This is a genomic window from Plantibacter sp. RU18, assembly GCF_050613355.1.
In the GTDB taxonomy this organism is placed as follows: Bacteria; Actinomycetota; Actinomycetes; order Actinomycetales; family Microbacteriaceae; genus Plantibacter.
Genome location: NZ_CP159618.1, coordinates 2,601,009 through 2,619,778 on the forward strand (window position 1 = coordinate 2,601,009; position 18,770 = coordinate 2,619,778).

At 67.6% G+C, this 18,770-nt stretch carries 17 protein-coding genes and 2 tRNA genes; 3 read left to right on the forward strand and 16 right to left on the reverse strand.

What is annotated here, in order from left to right:
- Window positions 1-24: 24 nt before the first annotated feature.
- The 3 genes from ABMA10_RS12485 to ABMA10_RS12495 all read right to left on the reverse strand — a co-directional run bounded on the left by ABMA10_RS12485 (window position 25) and on the right by ABMA10_RS12495 (window position 2,521).
- Window positions 25-99 (reverse strand) — tRNA-Ile (locus ABMA10_RS12485).
- Between the two features lie 40 nt (window positions 100-139).
- Window positions 140-1,348, reverse strand: coding sequence for a glycosyltransferase (locus ABMA10_RS12490; RefSeq protein ID WP_431031523.1), 1,209 nt, complete (start codon window positions 1,346-1,348; stop codon window positions 140-142).
- A 192-nt stretch (window positions 1,349-1,540) separates the two neighbouring features.
- Window positions 1,541-2,521 carry a DMT family transporter gene (locus ABMA10_RS12495; RefSeq protein WP_347869153.1) on the reverse strand — a complete coding sequence of 327 codons (981 nt, stop codon included), beginning with the start codon at window positions 2,519-2,521 and terminating at the stop codon, window positions 1,541-1,543.
- A gap of 70 nt (window positions 2,522-2,591) precedes the next feature.
- Between ABMA10_RS12495 and def the strand changes: the two genes are divergently transcribed.
- Window positions 2,592-3,158 carry a peptide deformylase gene (gene def, locus ABMA10_RS12500; RefSeq protein ID WP_347869152.1) on the forward strand — a complete coding sequence of 189 codons (567 nt, stop codon included), beginning with the start codon at window positions 2,592-2,594 and terminating at the stop codon, window positions 3,156-3,158.
- A 170-nt stretch (window positions 3,159-3,328) separates the two neighbouring features.
- On the opposite strand, the gene ABMA10_RS12505 is transcribed toward def, so the two are convergent.
- The 5 genes from ABMA10_RS12505 to dusB all read right to left on the reverse strand — a co-directional run bounded on the left by ABMA10_RS12505 (window position 3,329) and on the right by dusB (window position 8,871).
- Window positions 3,329-3,401: transfer RNA gene (locus ABMA10_RS12505), tRNA-Asn, on the reverse strand.
- 94 nt (window positions 3,402-3,495) lie between these two features.
- Window positions 3,496-4,350: an ATP-binding cassette domain-containing protein gene (locus ABMA10_RS12510; protein WP_347869151.1), complete on the reverse strand. Its 855-nt coding sequence runs from the start codon at window positions 4,348-4,350 to the stop codon at window positions 3,496-3,498.
- 101 nt (window positions 4,351-4,451) lie between these two features.
- Complete coding sequence (gene dnaG, locus ABMA10_RS12515) at window positions 4,452-6,320, reverse strand: DNA primase (protein WP_347869150.1); 1,869 nt, start codon at window positions 6,318-6,320, stop codon at window positions 4,452-4,454.
- 108 nt (window positions 6,321-6,428) lie between these two features.
- Complete coding sequence (locus tag ABMA10_RS12520; RefSeq protein WP_347869149.1) at window positions 6,429-7,676, reverse strand: deoxyguanosinetriphosphate triphosphohydrolase; 1,248 nt, start codon at window positions 7,674-7,676, stop codon at window positions 6,429-6,431.
- Between the two features lie 34 nt (window positions 7,677-7,710).
- Entirely contained in the window at window positions 7,711-8,871 is a 1,161-nt protein-coding gene (gene dusB / locus ABMA10_RS12525; RefSeq protein WP_347869148.1) for a tRNA dihydrouridine synthase DusB, read from the reverse strand.
- 64 nt (window positions 8,872-8,935) lie between these two features.
- On the opposite strand from dusB, the gene ABMA10_RS12530 reads away from it, so the two are divergent.
- Complete coding sequence (locus ABMA10_RS12530; protein WP_347869147.1) at window positions 8,936-9,454, forward strand: aminoacyl-tRNA deacylase; 519 nt, start codon at window positions 8,936-8,938, stop codon at window positions 9,452-9,454.
- Between the two features lie 121 nt (window positions 9,455-9,575).
- On the opposite strand, the gene ABMA10_RS12535 is transcribed toward ABMA10_RS12530, so the two are convergent.
- From ABMA10_RS12535 to recO, 3 genes are read right to left on the reverse strand one after another with little or no spacing between them, the layout of a single operon-like run.
- Entirely contained in the window at window positions 9,576-10,256 is a 681-nt protein-coding gene (locus ABMA10_RS12535) for a DsbA family oxidoreductase (protein WP_347869146.1), read from the reverse strand.
- A gap of 28 nt (window positions 10,257-10,284) precedes the next feature.
- Window positions 10,285-11,109 (reverse strand): isoprenyl transferase, encoded by an 825-nt coding sequence (locus ABMA10_RS12540; RefSeq protein ID WP_347869145.1) that lies wholly within the window; start codon window positions 11,107-11,109, stop codon window positions 10,285-10,287.
- Window positions 11,106-11,843, reverse strand: a complete 738-nt coding sequence (gene recO, locus ABMA10_RS12545; RefSeq protein WP_347869144.1) for a DNA repair protein RecO — start codon at window positions 11,841-11,843, stop codon at window positions 11,106-11,108. The genes ABMA10_RS12540 and recO overlap by 4 nt, the downstream gene beginning before the upstream one ends.
- 83 nt (window positions 11,844-11,926) lie before the next feature.
- Here recO and ABMA10_RS12550 point away from each other — a divergent pair, with 83 nt between their 5' ends.
- Entirely contained in the window at window positions 11,927-12,595 is a 669-nt protein-coding gene (locus ABMA10_RS12550; RefSeq protein WP_347869143.1) for a trimeric intracellular cation channel family protein, read from the forward strand.
- Window positions 12,596-12,625: 30 nt separating this feature from the next.
- Here the strand turns inward: ABMA10_RS12550 and ABMA10_RS12555 are convergent, their stop codons facing one another.
- From ABMA10_RS12555 to leuA, 5 genes are all read right to left on the reverse strand, one after another.
- On the reverse strand, window positions 12,626-14,038 hold the full coding sequence (locus ABMA10_RS12555; RefSeq protein WP_347869142.1) for an ABC transporter permease: 1,413 nt from the start codon (window positions 14,036-14,038) through the stop codon (window positions 12,626-12,628).
- A complete protein-coding gene (locus tag ABMA10_RS12560; RefSeq protein ID WP_347869141.1) occupies window positions 14,035-14,793 on the reverse strand; it encodes an ABC transporter ATP-binding protein in 759 nt (252 codons plus the stop codon). The genes ABMA10_RS12555 and ABMA10_RS12560 overlap by 4 nt, the downstream gene beginning before the upstream one ends.
- A 103-nt stretch (window positions 14,794-14,896) precedes the next feature.
- Complete coding sequence (locus ABMA10_RS12565) at window positions 14,897-15,586, reverse strand: response regulator transcription factor (RefSeq protein ID WP_347869140.1); 690 nt, start codon at window positions 15,584-15,586, stop codon at window positions 14,897-14,899.
- Complete coding sequence (locus ABMA10_RS12570; RefSeq protein WP_347869139.1) at window positions 15,583-16,767, reverse strand: sensor histidine kinase; 1,185 nt, start codon at window positions 16,765-16,767, stop codon at window positions 15,583-15,585. Before ABMA10_RS12570 ends, ABMA10_RS12565 begins: the two co-directional genes overlap by 4 nt.
- Before the next feature lie 135 nt (window positions 16,768-16,902).
- Window positions 16,903-18,663, reverse strand: a complete 1,761-nt coding sequence (gene leuA / locus ABMA10_RS12575) for a 2-isopropylmalate synthase (RefSeq protein ID WP_347869138.1) — start codon at window positions 18,661-18,663, stop codon at window positions 16,903-16,905.
- Window positions 18,664-18,770 lie beyond the last annotated feature (107 nt).

Consider the following 18,770-nt stretch of genomic DNA (forward strand, 5'->3'; position numbering starts at 1 on the left):
CCGCCCCGAGTGCGGTGATTCGAGTAGGGCGGGTGGGACTTGAACCCACGCATCGTTCGGTTATGAGCCGAATGCCTTCACCAGCTTGGCTACCGCCCCGTGCAGACCCAGTGTATCGAGCGGCTCGCGCTCGACGTGCTCAGTCGGTCGTGTCGGCGAGCTCTGCGGACACGGTGTGGTTCTCCGTCGTCGGGTCGATGACCTGTTCCCCGCGGTAGAGCGCCTCGAAGGTGTCGAGCGTCCGCTCGATGTCGTGTGCTGAGACGAGTTCGAGCGAGGCGTCCTGGAGACGACGGTACTCCTCGGCTGACGCGGTGAGGACCTTCGTCAACCGCTCGGCGAGGGCTTCGACGTTGCCCGGCTCGAAGAGGTATCCGTTCACCTGGTCGTGGACGAGGTGCGGGAGCGCCATGGCGTCCGCGGCGACCACGGGAAGACCCGAGGCCATCGCCTCCATCGTCGCGATGCTCTGCAGTTCGGCGATGGAGGGCATCGCGAACACACTGGCGTTCGTGTAGGCGTGCTTGAGGTCGGCGTCGCTGACCTTTCCGAGGAACCGGACGCGGTCCTGCAGACCGAGTTGTTCGGTGAGCTGCTCGAGGTTCTTCGACTGGTCGCCGCCGCCGATGACGTCGACGTAGGCGTCGAGTTCCTTCGGTAGGGTCGCCAGTGCACGGAGGAGGACATCGATCTGCTTCTCGCTCGTGATGCGACCCACGAACAGGATGGTGTTTCGCTTCCGGGGTTCGAACGACGGCGTGTACTGGCCGGCTTCGACGCCGCAGGAGATCGCGTGTACACCGGTGAGACCGCTGTACTGCTCGAGGAAGTCGGCTGCCTTCCGCGTCGGCGTTGTGACGGCGAACGCCCGGTCGAAGACACGACGCGCCGCGGCCCACTGGGTGCGGACGAGCCACTCCTGGGTGCGCTCGGGGATGACGGTGAAGTCGAGGATGTTGTCGGGCATGATGTGGTTGGTCGCGACCATGCGGATGCCACGCTGCTCGGCTTCGATCGAGAGCCCGCGCCCGACGACGATGTGCGACTGGAGATGGACGACGTCCGGCTTGACGGAGTCGAGGATCTTCCGGGCATTCCGGCGCATCGACCACGGCATTGCGAAGCGCAGCCAGTCATGCGGGTACCAGCGGAGGCTGAAGAGGCGATGGGCCGTCATCTGCTGCCCCTCGTGGGTTTCCGTCCACGTGCCGAACTTTCGCGAGCCGGCGGGGGCGACGATGTGGACGTCGTGGCCGCGGCGGACGAGACCTGCGGCGAGACGCTCGGCGAACCGGGCGGCACCGTTCACGTCGGGCGAGAAGGTGTCGCAACCGATGACGATCGTCATCGGAGTGCGGTCGGCGGCAGGCCGCGAGGCGTCGGACGGCTGCGCGAGGTGCTGGTCGTCGGGAGAAGTCAAGGTGTCGGTGAGTCCTCTGTACTTGGCCAGTGGTCGGACGGCTGCACGCAACCGCTCACGACCCGGATCGGCGTGGTACGCCACGAACAAGCATACCCGCCGCCCGCTGTGACTCCAGGGTCAGGCGGGCGCGTCGCCGGTGGCGAGGGCTCTGGCGGCCGCAGCGGCGGCCGGAGTCTGGCTGACCTGCGGGTGATGGCACGCAAGTTGGAAGACGCCCCAGACAGCGATCGCTCCGGCGACGACGAAGCCGAGGTCTGCCCAGAGCGGAGCGTTGCTCGCCTCGCCCAGGACGACGATGCCGATGCCGACGGCGATGATCGGGTCGATGACGGTGAGGCCTGCGATCACGAGGTCGGGCGGGCCTGAGGAGTAGGCAGTCTGCACGAAGTACCCGCCGAGCGCACTGGCCGCGATGAGCCCGAGTCCGCACAGCACGGTGAGCCAGTCGAGGTCGCCCTGCTGCAGACGACCGATGATGACCTTCGCGAGCGTCGCGACGAAGCCGTACAGGACTCCGGTGCCGACGATGTAGAAGATCGCGGTGAACCGCGTCCGGAAGAAGAAGAACACCGAGCTGAAGGCGACGAGCACGACTGCGAGCATGATCAGGATCGTGACGAGCTCGCTCTCGGTGATCGGGTGCTCCCCCGCGTAGACGGCAGCGATCGTGACGAAGAGGGCGACACCGCCGACGCAGGCGCCGATCGCGATCACTGAGCGACGGTTCAAGCGGACATGGCTGATTCGACTGTTGACGACCGCCGTGATCACCAGCGCCACCGCGCCGAGGGGCTGGACGAGCGTGATGGGCGCGAGCGAGAGACTCCCCAGTTGGAACACGACAGCGAGCCCGAGCATGACCGTTCCGGTGACCCACGACGGCCGGCTCAACAACGCGAGCAGCTGTGCGACGTTGAGCCCTGCGGTCGCATCGGTGCCACTCGTGGACTCCACCTTCGCGACGCCACGATGCTGGAGCTGAGCCCCGAGTGAGAGGAACATCGCGCCGAGCAAGGCGAGCGGGATGCCGAGCAGCTGCGACGGGTCGCGCGTGAAGTCGTCCGCGAGGTCTGAGAAGTCGATGGCGGGGAGGATCACCCGTCGACTGTACCCCGCGATTCCGCGCATCCTGGCGCGGCAGGCCGAGCCTTCCGGATAGGCTCGACGAATGGCAATTCTCGAGATCTGCGTGACCGGTGACCCGGTTCTCCACTCCGTCGCCCGGCCCGTCACCGTCGTCGACGACGAGCTCCGCCAGCTCGTCTCCGACATGTACGAGACCATGGACCTCGCTCCCGGCGTCGGTCTCGCCGCCCCTCAGGTGGGAGTGCCGCTCCGGCTGTTCGTCTACAGCTACGAGGACGACGATGGTGCAGCCTGGCGCGGTGTCGCGATCAACCCGGTCCTCTGGATCAGCCCCCCGCCGATCGGCGAACTCGACGAGGAGGGCGAGGCGGAGGGGTGCCTCTCCGTTCCGGGCGAACGCCACCCGCTCCGGCGCGCGGAGGCGACGATCCTCACGGGTACCGACCTCGAGGGCGAGCCCGTCGAACTCAAGGTCGTCGGTTGGCGAGCGCGCATCCTCCAACACGAGTTCGATCATCTCAACGGGGTGCTCTACGTCGACCGCCTCGAACTGCCCCACTCCAGGCGCGCCGCCAAGGCGATCAGGAAGTCCGGCTGGGGTGTCCCTGGCATCAGCTGGTTGCCCGGCCGCGACGACCTCGAGGGCTGAGCGGACGCCGCTCCGCATCGCTCGCACAGGTGCCCGGGCATGCAACGAGGCCCGAAGAGTGGAGTCTTCGGGCCTCGTCCATCATTCTACGGGGCCACGTGCCGATTCGCGAAAACGACCCGGAACACGAAGAATCCCTCGGCCCGTGCGGACCGAGGGATTCTGTACAGCTCCTCGAGTTGGACTCGAACCAACAACCTATCGATTAACAGTCGATTGCTCTGCCAATTGAGCTATCGAGGAATACGTTCAACGCCGGGCTTGAAGCTCTTGCCCTCTGCGTTGCAGCGCGTATCTACTGTAGCAAAGGATTCGCAGACGCCAAATCGACACGCGATCAATCGATCCCGACGGCCTCCGGAGTCTCGTACTGCGTCTCGGTCCCCCCGGACGCCGCCAACGCCGCGAGGAACTCGTGCGGCGGATCTGCGAGCATCGCGTCGATCGGTCCGTAACCCACGACCCTCGACTGGTGCAGCGCGAGGACGTCGTCCGTGAGCTCGCGCAGCATCGCGAGATCATGTGTCACGACGATCACGGTGCCGCCGTCGCGGCGGAAGCCTGCGAGCAGTTCCGTCACCGTGTGACGGACGGTGATGTCGATGCCGGCCGTCGGCTCGTCGGCGATGAACACCTTCGGTCCGAGGACGAGGGCGCGTGCGATGGCGATGCGCTGCCGCTGACCACCGCTCAGCTCGTACGGGTACTTGTCCAGGCTGGACAGCGGCATCTGCACGGCGTCGAGCAGCGTCGCCACCCGCACACCGAGCGCCCGCTCGCTGAACTTCTTGTCGCGCGCGAGCACCGGCTCCGAGATGAGTTCCGTGACGGTCAACTCGGGCTTCAGGTGCGCCCCCGCCTCCTGCTCGAGCAGGGACACCTCGAAGGTGAGCTTCGTGAGTTCCTTCCGTCCGACCTTGCGCATCGAACGGCCGAGCATCATCGCGTCGCCGCCCGAGACGAACGGCCGCGGATCGGATGCCCGCCCGCTCAGGTGCCGACCGGAGAGGACACGCAGCAACGTGCTCTTGCCCGAGCCCGAGCTGCCGATGACGCCGAGGGAACCACCGAGCGGGAGCTCGAAGCTGATGCCGTCGAGCGCTCGGTTACTGGGACTCACGCCGTGCGCCGCGTAGTCGACACTCAGGTCGCTCGCGCGAGCGGCCCGATCGTCCTGCTCTGGGTGCTTCATGGGACCTCTCCTGCCGGCACCTGGACGGCACCGGATCGCCTTCGAGTGTATCCGGCGGGTCTCCGTGCGAGTCAGCGACGCTCGGAGGCGATGCAAGCGCGTCAGTCCTCCGCTCGCAGTGCGCGCCGCTCCGCTTCGACGTCCGCCAATTGTCTGGTGATCTGTCGGTGCGCTTCGTCTCGCGGATCCGTGCGCCGGAGCGAGCCGAGCAGCGCGGCCTTCCGCCCGAGCAGGTCGCGGTCGATCAGCGCACGCGCGATGTCCTTGACGTAGCTCGGAAGTCTGTCCTCGTTGGTCTCGGGCAGTGGCGAGACACCGAGCTCACGGACCAGTCCGTCGAAGCCCGGAGGTACCTGCGCGATGACGGTCTCGAGCCACGCCGCCGTGCCGAGCTGGTCGAGGCTGACGCTCATGGCATCGCGGACGACGGCGAGTGAGCTGTTCGAGACCGAGCACTGCACAGCACGTTCCATGACCGACCGCTCGACATGCTGCGGCAGTTGGAGGAGCGCTCTGAGAGCGTCCTGCTCGAGGCGGGTGGATGGGTCCTTCGGCAGGTCCGACAACGACGCCTGCCGTTCACGCGGTGCGTCGGCGGGTGACGTCGGCCGGGCCTGCTGTCTCGGGTCTCGTGACGTCGTGCTGCCGCCTGTGCTCGCACCAGCGCTTCGTACGGCTCGCGCGACTTCGTCGAGCTCCATGCCCAACTGCTTCGCGAGGACGCGCGTGTACCCGGGACGAAGTGACGGGTCACGGATGTCGGCGACGACGGGCGCAGCGGCCCGCAGCGCACCGACGCGTCCTTCCACCGTCTCGAGGTCGAATCCGGCGAGCGTTCGACGGATGATGAACTCGTACATCGGTTCGCGTCCGTCGACGAGTTTGCGGATCGCGCTGTCGCCGCGGCTCAGCCTGAGATCGCAGGGGTCCAGACCGTCGGAGGACACCGCGACGTAGGTCTGGGCGGCGAACCGCTTCTCCTCGCCGAATGCGCGGATCGCGGCCTTCTGACCGGCTTCATCGGGGTCGAAGGTGAAGATGACCTCGCCTGTCGCCGAGTCGTCGCCCATGATGCGACGGATCATCTTGATGTGATCGACGCCGAACGAGGTTCCGCAGGTCGCGACGGCGGTCGTCTCCCCCGCCAGGTGGCACGCCATGACATCGGTGTAGCCCTCGACGACCACGACGCGCTTGCCTCGCGAGATGTCCCGCTTTGCAAGATCGAGACCGTAGAGGACCTGTGCCTTGTGGTAGATCGCCGTCTCAGGCGTGTTGAGGTACTTCGGGCCTTTGTCGTCGTCCCGGAGGCGCCTCGCGCCGAAGCCGAGGACCTGGCCGGTGGTGTCGCGGATGGGCCAGATGAGTCTGCCTCTGAAGCGGTCGTACGCACCGCGGTCGCCACTGGAGACCAGTCCGGCAGCGAGCATCTCCTCGTCGGAGAACCCACGGGAGCGCATCGCCTTCATGAGGTGGTCCCAGCCCGCAGGAGCGAATCCGATGCCGAAGTGGTCGGCTGCGGCGGCATCGAAGCCACGTTCGCCGAGGAACCGGCGCCCCAGGTCGGCGTCGCCGTCGTGGAGCTGCGACTGGAAGTATTCGGCAGCGGCCTGGTTCGCGGCGAAGAGACGCGCGCGGTTGCCGTGGTCGACCTGGCCGCCACCCTCTTCGTAGGTGAGCGGATACCCGATCCGCTGTGCCAGACGCTCCACCGATTCCGCGAAGGTGACATGGTCCATCTTCTGCAGGAAGCTGTAGACGTCGCCGCTCTCGCCGCACCCGAAGCAGTGGTACAGGCCGACCGTCGGGCGGACGTGGAAGCTCGGGCTGCGCTCGTCGTGGAACGGGCACAAGCCCTTCAGCGAGCCCACGCCGGCGGATTTCAGGGAGACGTAGTCGCCCACCACGTCGCCGATGTTGGTGCGAGCCTTGACCTCTTCAACATCGCTCTGTCGAATCCGTCCGGCCATGCTTCGATCCTAGTCTCGTGGCTGTGCGGTACCTCCCGGATGCCGTCCCGGAAGACGAGGATCATCGGGCCGCCGCTGTGGAGGAGGCTGGGATCCCTGGAGGGCCCTTCAGACCGTGGTGTGACGCTCGTGCCAGGCGAGTGCGCTCTGATCGGTGAGGCTCGCGATCTGGTCGACGACGACACGACGACGCTCATCGTCCGAACCTGCGGCGCGCCAGTCGGCGGCGAACCCGATGTCGAGCGCCGACTCCCCCGCCGCGAACACGGCGTCGGACAGCTCCATGAGGACCTCGCGCTGGCGCACATAGAGTGGCTGGCGGGAGTCGCTGTACATCACGAAGGCGGCGACGACGCCCTTCAGCAGGGCGATCTCCGCCTGGATGGCATGCGGGACCACGACGTCAGCACCGAACCGGACGAGGCTCGCCTGCGGGAAGGCCTCGCGCGTGGCGGCCGTCGCTGCTCCGGCGAAACGTCCGATCATCTGGCTCGTGAAGTTCTTCAGCCGACCGAGATCGCGGCGCGAACCGTCCCAAGCGGTGATCCAGGTGTGCGACGACTGCAGGCGATCGAACGCCGCTGCGAGGTCGTCATGGCTGAAGTCGTCACCGGCCCAGGACAGCGCGGTGTCGATGAGGCGGTCGTGCCCGGCGCGCGCGTTGAGGAACGCAGGATCGATGTATTCGCCGACCACGGCGTCCTCGAAGTCGTGCACCGAATAGGCGATGTCGTCGGCGAGGTCCATCACCTGGGCTTCGACACAGCGCGCGCGTTCAGGCGCTCCAGCGCGGAGCCAGCGGAATGCGGCGGAGTCCTCGTCGAAGAATCCGAACTTCGCCCGGCCCCCTGGGTCTGCGACGGACTGTGCCGCCGGCCATGGGTACTTGCAGCTGGCGTCGAGGCTCGCGCGCGTGAGGTTGAGACCGTAGGGCTCACCATCGGGCCCGAACACCTTGGACTCGAGCCTCGTGAGGATGCGGAGCGTCTGCGCATTCCCCTCGAAACCACCGATCCCGACCGACCACTCGTTGAGCGCTCGTTCACCGTTGTGTCCGAAGGGCGGGTGGCCGAGATCGTGCGCCAGGCAAGCCGTGTCGACGACGTCGGGAGCGAGGTCCAGGCTCGCCGCGAGCTCCCGACCGACCTGCGCCACTTCGAGCGAATGCGTGAGGCGGTTCCGTGCGAAGTCGACGCCACTCGTCGGGCTGAGCACCTGGGTCTTCGCGGCGAGTCGACGCAATGCGCTGGAATGCAGCAGGCGTGCACGGTCGCGGGCGAAGTCGGACCGTCTCGTCGAGTGGTGTTCGGGAAGCCAGCGCTCCTCGTCGTGCGGGGTGTATCCGCCGGTGTCCATGGACGCTCCCCCGTGTTCGCCGCGTTCGGCGATGCTATCCGCCACTGTGATCCAGTTCTGCTCCCGCGATCTCGCACTGCTCCGATGCTCCGAGAGACTGCGAATCCAGCCATCCGTAGGGCAATGCCGGCCGCTTCGGGGTCCCGGCGCGACCGCGCTGACCCTCGGCAGCCTCTCCCGGGTAGGGCTCGGTCCAGTCGAGGGTCGCGAGCAGTTCGTCCAGCTGTTCGAGCGACTGCACGGTCGCAAGGCTCGCTCGCAGGTCGCCACCGACCGGATAGCCCTTGAAGTACCACGCGACGTGCTTGCGAATGTCGCGGCAGCCGCGCTCCTCGCTCTCGAAGAACTCCGCCAAGAGTTCGGCATGACGGCGGAACGCCTTGGCGACGTCGCCGAGCGAGGGCGCGGCCTTGCCGACCCCACCCGCGAACGCCGAGCTGAGGTCGCCGAACAGCCAGGGGCGACCGAGACAGCCGCGACCGACGACGACGCCGTCGCAGCCGGTCTCCTCGACCATGCGCAGCGCGTCCTCGCCCGACCAGATGTCGCCGTTGCCGAGCACCGGCACCGAGGTGATCGTCTCCTTGAGCTTCGTGATGGCCGACCAGTCGGCGTGACCGGAGTAGAACTCCGCGGCCGTGCGGGCATGGAGGGCGATCGAGGCGACTCCGGCGCCCTCGGCGATCCGGCCCGCTTCGAGGTAGGTGAGGTGGTCGGAGTCGATGCCCTTGCGCATCTTGATCGTCAGCGGCACGTCTCCCGCAGCTCGGACAGCACCCTCGACGATGTCGCGGAACAGTCCGGTCTTCCACGGCAGAGCCGCGCCGCCGCCCTTGCGGGTCACTTTCGGCACCGGACATCCGAAGTTGAGGTCGATGTGGTCTGCTCGGTCCTCTGCGACCAGCATCGTGACTGCTTCAGACACCGTCTTCGGGTCGACACCGTAGAGCTGGATCGAGCGCAGGGTCTCGCTCTCGTGGTGCTGGATGAGACGCATGGTCTCCGGGGTGCGCTCGACGAGCGCCCGCGAGGTGATCATCTCGCTGACGTAGAGGCCGGCGCCGTACTCACGGCAGAGCCTGCGGAACGCCGTGTTCGTGATCCCGGCCATGGGGGCGAGCACGACCGGCGAATCGAGCACGATGGGCCCGATCGCGAGGCTCGGGCGCTGAGGGAGCGTGGTAGGAAGAGACATCACCATCGATTCTCCCAGATGATCACGGCCATCGCGCCCATCCGAGCCCAGTGAGGACCACCGCATGTCAGACACCGCCGATCAGGCCGCCGCCGAACCGACCGGTCATGCGAGAGTGGAGGCCGCCGCCGCGGCGCTCGGGCTCCCGATCGAACTCGTCCGGCGGCCCGCTGCGCGCAGCCTCCACGAGGCCGCAGCACTGCTCGGCATCCAGCCGCAGGAGATCATCAAGACGATCGTCGTGAAGCGGCGCAGTGGTGACTACCTCTTCGCGCTGGTACCTGGTGGACGCAAGATCTCCTGGCCTCCGTTCCGCACGCTGCTCGGGGTCAACAAACTCGCGATGCCCGACGCCGCGACCGCATTCCTGGCGACGGGCTATGCACGCGGCACGATCACGGTGCTCGGCGCGACGGCCCCGCTACCCGTGTACGCCGACGAGCGCATCCTGCAGAACGGTGGTCGGATCGCGATCGGCGCGGGCGAGCACGGCTGGAGCGCATTCGTCGACGCTGCCGACTACCTCACGGCGATCGAAGCGGTCGTCGCCGACCTCACCGAACCGGAGGAAGCTCAGGACTGAGCAGGCTCCTCCGGGAGGACCAGGCAGCTGTCACCCTCGCAGACGACCGCATCCCCGCCGAGCAGACGCAATGGACGCGGAGTGGACCTCGCCTCCGACCCGCTGGCCTGACCGACGTCGCTCATGCCTGCACCGCCTGGGCCGACACGCGCTCGGACCACACCTGCTCGAGCACCTGCGTGAACGAGGCGGCCTCCTGGGCACCCGAGACGCCGTAGGCGCCGTCGATGACGAAGAACGGGACGCCTTGGATGCCGTAGCCCTGTGCCGTCGACTGGTCGTCCCGGACCGCCTGCGTGAACGCACCGGACTCGAGCGACTCGACGACGGCATCGCGGTCGAGTCCCACCTCGGCAGCGAGGTCCGCGAGATCGGTGACACGTCCGACGTGACGCCCCTCGGTGAAGTAGGCGCGCAGGAGACGCTCGGTCATCTCCAGTTGCTTGCCCTCCCGCTTGGCGAAGTGCAGCAGCTCGTGCGCCTTCACCGTGTTGGTGTGCTGCAGGATGCTGAAGTCGTACTCGAGGCCGGCCTGGGCGGCGATTCCGACGACACGGTCGAGCATCTGCTGCACCTGATCGGCCGGCATCCCCTTGTGCTTCACGAGGAAGTCGATCTCGGAGCCGTCGAAGTCCACCGGGGTGTCCGGGGCGAGCTCGAAGGAGTGGTACTCCACCTCGACCCCGCGACCGTCACCCAGCTCTGCGAACTCGGCGGCACCGCGCTCGAACTTGCGCTTACCGATGTAGCACCACGGGCACGCGATGTCGGACCAGACGTCGATCTTGATGGGTTCGCTCATACCGGAGGCAACCGCGGAACCCACCGCGTCATTCCCCGGCGGACCAGGCCGGAGCGTCGGGACGGTCGAGTGCCCCTCCGAACCTGCGGTCGCGCCCGGCGTAGCGCTCGACTGCACGCCACAGTTCACGACGGCCGAAGTCCGGCCAGAGGGTGTCGAGAAAGACCATCTCGGCATACGCGGACTGCCAGAGCTGGAAATTGCTCGTGCGCTGCTCGCCGGAACTCCGCACGAACAGGTCGACGTCGGGGAGGTCGGGCAGGTACAGCCGGCTCTGGATGAGCCGTTCCGACACCGCGGACGGCTTGATCCGACCGGCCGCGATGTCGTCGGCGATCGTCCGGACCGCGTCGACGATCTCGTTGCGCCCGCCGTAGTTGACGCACATCGTCAAGGTCAGACGGTCGTTGTCGCGCGTCAGCTCCTCCGCGACCTGGAGTTCCTTGATGACCGACGCCCACAGCTTCGGACGGCGGCCGGACCATCGCACCCGGACGCCCCACTCGTTGAGCTGGTCGCGGCGACGGTGCAGCACCTCCCGGTTGAACCCCATGAGGAAACGGACCTCGTCTGGCGAGCGTTTCCAGTTCTCGGTGGAGAACGCATAGACGGACAGGTGTTTGATGCCCAGTTGGAGCGCCCCGGCCACGACGTCGAGCAACGCCGCCTCGCCGGCCTTGTGACCCTCGACGCGAGTCAGCCCTCGGCGGTTCGCCCATCGCCCGTTGCCGTCCATCACGATGGCGACATGGGCCGGCACCTCGCCCTTCGTGAACTCGGGCGGATACTCCCCCGTCCAGTCGACGGGCTTGAACGGTGCTGCGTCGCGATGCGTGTACGGCTTCGGGGTCACCCGTTGCTCCGATCCTGTTCGAGGTGCGCGAGTGACCGGAGCCCGCGCTCGAGATGCCATTGGGCGTACGCCGCGGTGAACCCGCTCGCGCGGGCTGCGGTCGGCTCGGCGGCAGCTTCCGCGTACTCCCAGTGGCCGGAGAGCAGTGCGCCGAGAAGCGTGAGGGTGTCGGCGTCCAACCGCGGACTGCCGGACGGCGCGCAGTCGTCACAGACGACGCCGCCGAGCTGCACGACGACGTGCGAGAACTCGCCCTCCGTGCCGCACCTCGAGCAGGCACCGAAGCTCGGCGCCCATCCTGCGAGCGAGAACGCGCGGAGGAGGTACGAATCGAGCGTGAGCCGAGGGCCGTGCTCCCGCTTCGACAACGAGCGGAGGGCACCGACGAGCAGCAGGTACTGCTGCAGCGACCCCTCGGACTCCGTCAGGCGGTCCGCCGTCTCGACCATCGCGCTCGCGGCCGTATAGCAGCCGTAGTCTGCACTGATCTCCGCGCCATACGAGCCGAGCGACTCCGCTTGGGTGATGCTGTCGAGCGTGCGCCCCTCGTAGAACTGGACGTCGGCGACCATGAACGGCTCGAGCCGGGCACCGAACTTGGATCCCGTGCGCCTGACACCCTTCGCGACCGCTCTGATCTTCCCGTGGCTGCGTGAGAGCATGGTGACGATGCGATCGGCTTCGCCGAGCTTGTGGGTGCGCAACACCACCACTTCGTCTCGATATACCGGCACGCATCGATTATCCCGCCTCGGACCGACAACGCGTCCCCGGAACCGCCGTCCGGCATCGAAGGAGCGCCGATCGTGATGACACGATGAACGAGATCCTGTTCGTCGTCCCGCTCTGGGTCGACCTCTCGGCGGTCGGCATCGGTGCCGTTCAGGGGGCGATGTTCGCCGCGCGTTTCCAGGACCGGCAGCTCGACTGGTTGGGTGTCGCGATCATCGGTGTCGTCGTCGGGCTCGGCGGCGGACTCATCCGCGACATCCTGCTCGGGCAGGTGCCCGCATCGCTGCAGAGCAACTGGTACCTCCCGGTCGCTTCCGGCGCTGCGCTGCTCGGCATGTTGCTCCTCAAGGTCGTGACCAGACTCGGGCCGGTGATCATCGGTCTGGACGCCCTGACCATCGGCATGTTCGGTGCGATCGGGTCCACCAAAGCCCTTGCCGCCGGGCTCCCGGTCATCCCCGCCGTCTTCGTCGGCACGGTGTCGGCAGTCGGCGGTTCGGTGCTGCGGGACGTCATGCTCGGCGTCCCGGTGGCGCTCATGCACGTCGGGTCGCTGTATGCCGTGGCGGCCGCGGTCGGCACGGGGCTCCTCGTGTTCGCGGTGAGCGTCGGCGCGCCCCTGACCGTCGCGGCGATCGTCGGCGTGTCCTCGACGGCCGTGATCCGCCTCCTCGCCGTCCGCTTCGGCTGGACGCTGCCGGAACAGCGCCAGATCGGCGGGTGGCGGATCTGGCGCCGTTCGACGCGGGGCTGATGCGGCGACGGAGGCGACGACCTCCGAGGGTCAGTCGACTGCGAGGGCGGCCACGGGGGCGATGCGCGTCGCGCGGCGCGACGGGGCGACGGACGCGGCTGCCGTCAACAGCGCTGCGAGCACCACGATCATGACGATGACGAGCCACGGTATCGCCGGCACGATCAGACCCGGCGACCCGTTGATCGATCCGAGCATCGACTGCGCGCCGGCCCAGCCGTAGAAGATCCCCAGCACCAGGCCGACCGCCACGGACGCGATTGTGAGCTGGGCCGCCTCGATCACGATCATCCGTCGGATCTGCGCGGCGGAGAACCCGAGCGCACGCAACAGGCCGAGCTCGCGGGTCCGCTGCAGGACGCTGAGCGAGAGGTTGTTCACCATACCGACGGCCGCGATGAGTGCGCTCAGACCGATCAGCGCGGAGAACACCGCGACGACGGTGCCGATGACCGTCTGTGTGCCCTCATACAGCTCGGGCTGCGCCGACTGCGCGCTCAGCATGAACGCCTGGAAGTTGCTCGCGGCGACGGCGAACATCGTGACGAGCGTGACGCCGATGACGAGCCCGATGGTCGTCCGTGAGCTGCGCTCCGGATACCGGACGGCGTTCTCGGCGGCAAGCCGAGCGGTTGCGGACCGCCCGAACATCCGGCCGACGAGCCGGAGCGCCGGCGGCATGACGAGGTGCGCGCCGAGCACCAGTCCGGAGAACGAGACGACGCCGCCGACGATCCCGACGAGCACTCCGATCGGTGACACGAGACCGATCCCCACCCCACCGAGCAGGAGGAGTACACCGGTTACGAACAGGCCGATCGCGACGGCGTTGCGGGCCGGCCGTGCGGTGGTCTCCTCACGGCTGAGTTCCTGCGAACCGCCGATCGCCTGCATCGGGGTGACCGAGAGCACACGACGCGCACCGATCCAGGAGGCGAGCCAGGTCGTCAGCACCACGGCGATGACCGGCAGCACGACCATCGGTTCGATCAGCGGGTAGGGCAGGTCGGGGACGACCTGCGTCGCCACACCGAGCCGGACGAGCCCGAACGTCCCGAGCAGGCCGATGACGAGGCCGGCACCGGCACCGATCAGCCCGACGATCACACCCTCCCGTGCTACGGCACGCCGCTGGGCCCGTGCCGTCGAACCGATCAACCGCAGGAGCGCGATCGTCCTCGTGCGACCTGCGACGATCGTCGCGAAGGTGTTTGCCGTCACAATCGCGCCGACATAGACCGCGAGCGAGACGAACACCGCAGCAGCGAGCACGAGCATGATCACCACGGTGCCGCTCGAGCCGGTGACGTCGTCGGCGAGGATGAGCGTCGCGAGCACACTCGTGACCATGAGCAGGAGGACGCCGAAGGCGGCGCTGAGCGTCGCGACGAGCAGGCTGGCCCGATGCTCCCCCGCCTGCGGACGCACCGTCGATCCGCTCATGCCGCACGCTCCATACCGAGCATGAGGGTCGAGATCTGCTCAGCGCTCGATCGAGGTCGATCGTCGACGACCTTGCCGTCCGCGAGGAAAACGATGCGGTCGGCATAGCTCGCTGCCACGGGATCATGCGTCACCATCGCGATGCTCTGGCCGTACTCGGTGCTCGCCGCCGCCAGCAGGGAGAGCACGCTCCGCCCTGTGCGCGAGTCGAGGTTGCCCGTCGGCTCGTCGGCGAACAGCAGTTCCGGACGGGTCGCCAGGGCGCGGGCGATGGCCACTCGCTGTTGCTGCCCGCCGGACAGCTCGTGCGGACGGTGGCCCAGGCGGGAGGCCAGTCCGAGCGTGCTGACGAGCACGTCGATCCAGCTCTGTTCCTCCCCCGTCGGTCGGCGAGCGTCGAGTTCGAACGGCAGGCGGATGTTGGCGGCGACATCGAGGGTCGGGACGAGGTTGAACGCCTGGAAGACGAATCCGACGCGTCGCCTGCGGAGGATCGTCAGCTGGCCGTCGTCGAGGTGGGTGATGTCCTGGTCGCCGAGCCGCACCCGGCCGTCGGTGGCCTGGTCGAGACCGGCCATGATGTGCATGAGCGTCGACTTGCCGGAGCCGCTCGGCCCCATGATCGCGGTGAATCGCCCCCGCTCGATCTCGAGGTCGACGCCGTCGAGCGCCACGACCTGGTTGCCGGTCGGTCCGTAGCTCTTCCGCAGTCCGGTGACGCTGGCGACGACGGGTAGCTGTGCTGAATTGTCCATGCTCCGACGCTACGGAGACCACGACCGTCAGACATCCTGCCTCGGAGCGATCCGGGTACATCGGTCGGATGATCCTCGATCACCCGCAGGCATGGGCGAACCGTCAGACGAGACCGTGCTCGAACGCGAACACCACGAGCTGCACCCGGTCCCGGACGTCGAGCTTCGCGAAGATCCGGCTGATGTGCGTCTTCACCGTCGCTTCGCTGAGGAACTCCGCGGCCGCGATCTCGGCGTTGCTGAGCCCGCGTGCCGCCAGGAGGAAGATCTCGCGTTCGCGAGCAGTGAGCTCCGAGAACCGAGCGGGGGCGACGGGCGCGGCTGGCGTCTGCACGAAGTGCTCGAAGAGCTCTCGGGTGGCGGACGCCGCGATGACCGCGTTGCCCGCGTGCACGGTGCGGATCGCCGCGAGCAGGAACTCCGGCTCCGCGTCCTTCAGCACGAAGCCGCTGGCACCGGCCCGGATCGCGGTCGCAGCCGCCTCGTCGAGGTCGAACGTTGTGAGCACGATGATCCTCGGCCGGTCGACGCCTCGTGCATCGGCCTCTGCGAGGATGGTCTTCGTCGCCTCGATGCCGTCCAGAACCGGCATCCGCACATCCATCAGGATGACCTGCGGCTGGGTCGCGGCTGCGAGTTCGATCGCCTGGCGTCCGTCCGACGCCTCACCGACCACGACGAGGTCGGGCTGCGAACCGATCAGCATCCGGATCCCGCCGCGGAAGAGGGACTGGTCGTCGACGAGCGCGATCCTGATCGCGTCCGTCCGGGGCCCTCCGGTCGTATCGGTCATGCTGACACTCCTGCCGTCGTATAGGGGATGGCGGCGTACACGGTGAACCGGCCGTCCACGAGTGTCGTTCCGAAGCTGCCGCCTGTCAGCGTAGCGCGCTCGTTCATGCCGGCGAGTCCGTGTCCGGTTCCCGCGGAGACCGGTTCGGCCTTCGCCCGGTTCACGACCCAGAGCTGCAACTGCTGACCTGTCCAATCGAAGTGGACATCGATCGGCGCCCGATGGTCGCCGTGTCGAAGGGCGTTCGTCAGCGCCTCCTGGACGATCCGGTAGACCGCGAGCTGTGAGCCGGTCGCGACGGGCTGCGGAGTCCCATGCCCCCGGACCACGACGTCGACTCCGGCACCGCGCAACTGCTCGTAGAGTCGTTCCAGGTCCGCCATGACCGGCTGCGGCCCTGCGCCCTGTCGGAATCGCAATTGACCGAGCAGCACACGGACGTCGGCCAGAGCCTCCCGCGAGATGCTCGAGATGGTGCGCAGCGCCTGGTCCGCCGACGCAGGGTCCGCGGCGAGGGCGTATCGCGCGCCGTCGGCCTGCGCGATCACGACGGCCAGCGAGTGGGCGACGACGTCATGCATGTCGCGTGCGATCCGGTTCCGTTCCTGCTCGACGGCGACGTCGCGCTCTGCGAGCAGCTGAGCCTGCCTGCTCTCGCGCGCACGCCGCCACGTACGCATGAGGACGCCGGCGGTCCAGGCGAGTCCGAAGAACGCAGAGAAGGCCGCGAAGACGAACAATCCTATGGTGAGCTGCGCCACGGGCGACAGATCGCCCGCGAAGGCGGTCGGGTCAAGGCCGGATCCGACGGCCGCGACCCAGCCCGGCACGAGTACGAGGTACCCGGCGATGAGCGCTGCGCCGACGAATGCCGATGCCAGCGAGATCCACCGCAGCAACCGTCCACCGTAGCTCGCGACAGAATACAAGACGACGGGGATCGCGAGGTTCGCCGGGTCGGGCGACAACAAGAGCAGCATCTGGAGGATCGACGTGACCCAGGCGACGGTGAACGAGAGCGTCGGCGACAGCCGCCGGAGCGCGAGCGCCCCGCACATGCCGAGCAGGACCGCGACCGCGCCGAACGACTGGGCACTGTAGAACGCGAAGCCGAGGAGGAACAGCGCCGACGGCACAGCGATGTCGACTGCGAGCTGCGCGGGTCGGAGCGTACGGAACATCCCTCAACGGTACGGTGTCCCGCCACCTCGTACGGAGCAGACACCCGAAGATCATCCTCGGGAGGTACGGCCCCGGGCACAGCACTGCGCCGGGTCATCCCTCAAGGGTGGCCCGGCGCAGTCGATCACGTGCGATCAGATGGCTGCGAGCTCCCGCTCCTCGATGCTCGTCCGCACCGCTCGGTTCACAGCTGACACGACGGCCTTCAGCGACGCCGTTGCGATGTCGCCATCGACGCCGACGCCCCACAGACGCTGGTCGCCCACCTGGAGTTCGACATACGCCGCCGCTTCGGCATCGCCGCCGGCACTCAGTGTGTGCTCGACGTAGTCGTACAGCGTCACGTCGATCCCTCGCTCCGACAGCATGTTGAGGAATGCAGCGATCGGGCCGTTACCGGTCGCCGTGCGCTGCTGTTCCTCTGCTCCGTCGCGAAGCGCGACCTGGAGTTCGAGCGTTCCGGCCAGATCGCTGGAGGTCTTCGTGGACTGCAACTCGAAGCGCCCCCACTTGGCGTCGGCTGCTGCCGCCGGCAGGTACTCGTCCTGGAAGATCGACCAGATCTGGCCACTCGTCACCTCGCCGCCCTCAGCGTCCGTCTTGGTCTGGACGACTCCCGAGAACTCGATCTGGAGACGCCGCGGCAGATCGAGGGCGTGGTCGTTCTTCAACAAGTACGCGACACCGCCCTTGCCGGACTGCGAGTTCACCCGGATGACCGCCTCGTAGCTGCGGCCGAGGTCCTGCGGGTCGACGGGCAGGTACGGGACGGCCCACTCGAGGTCTGCGACGTCCTTACCCTCCGCCTTGGCATCGGCGGCCATGGCCTCGAAGCCCTTCTTGATAGCGTCCTGGTGCGAGCCGCTGAAGGCGGTGAAGACGAGGTCGCCGGCCCACGGGCTGCGCTCATGGACGGTGAGCTGGTTGCAGTGCTCGGCCGTTCGCTTGACCTCGTCGATGTCGCTGAAATCGATCTGCGGATCGACCCCCTGCGTGAACATGTTGATGCCCAGCGCGACCAGGTCGACGTTGCCGGTGCGCTCACCATTGCCGAACAGGCACCCCTCGATGCGGTCGGCCCCCGCCAGATAGCCGAGCTCAGCGGCGGCGATGGCCGTTCCGCGGTCGTTGTGCGGGTGCAGGGAGATGATGATGTTCTCGCGGTTGGCGAGGTTCCGGCCCATCCACTCGATGGAGTCGGCATAGACGTTCGGGGTGGCCATCTCGACGGTCGAGGGGAGGTTGATGATGACCTTGCGCTCCGGAGTGGCCTCGAGCACTTCGACGACCTGGTTGCAGATGTCGACGGCGAACTCGAGCTCGGTCCCGGTGTAGCTCTCGGGCGAGTACTCGTAGTAGATCTGGGTACCCGGGACCGTCGACTCCATCTCGCGGCACTTCCGAGCGCCGTGCAGAGCCAGGTCGATGATGCCCTGCTTGTCGCTCCGGAACACGACGTCGCGCTGCAGCACGCTCGTCGAGTTGTACAGGTGCACGATGGCCTGCTTCGCGCCGCGCAGCGATTCGTAGGTGCGCTCGATGAGGTGGTCTCGTGCCTGCGTCAGCACCTGGATGGTGACGTCCTCGGGAATCGCACCCTCTTCGATGAGGCTCCGGACGAAGTCGAAGTCGGTCTGGCTCGCGCTCGGGAAGCCGACCTCGATCTCCTTGTAGCCCATCTTCACGAGCATGTCGAACATGATGCGCTTGCGTTCGGGACTCATCGGATCGATGAGGGCCTGGTTGCCGTCGCGCAGGTCGACTGCGCACCAACGGGGCGCCTCGGTGATCCGGCGGTCGGGCCAGGTGCGATCAGGCAGCGCGACGCTGAACTGGTCCTGGTAGGCGCGGTAGCGGTGGACCGGCATTCCTGATGGGGTCTGTGTGTTCTTCATGATCCTGGGATCTCCTCGTGGGATTGGGGGTGAGCCAACGACGAACTCCGCGACGAGGGAGGCCTGGAACTAGGACTCGTCGCGGCAGCTAAGGAGGAGCAGACCGG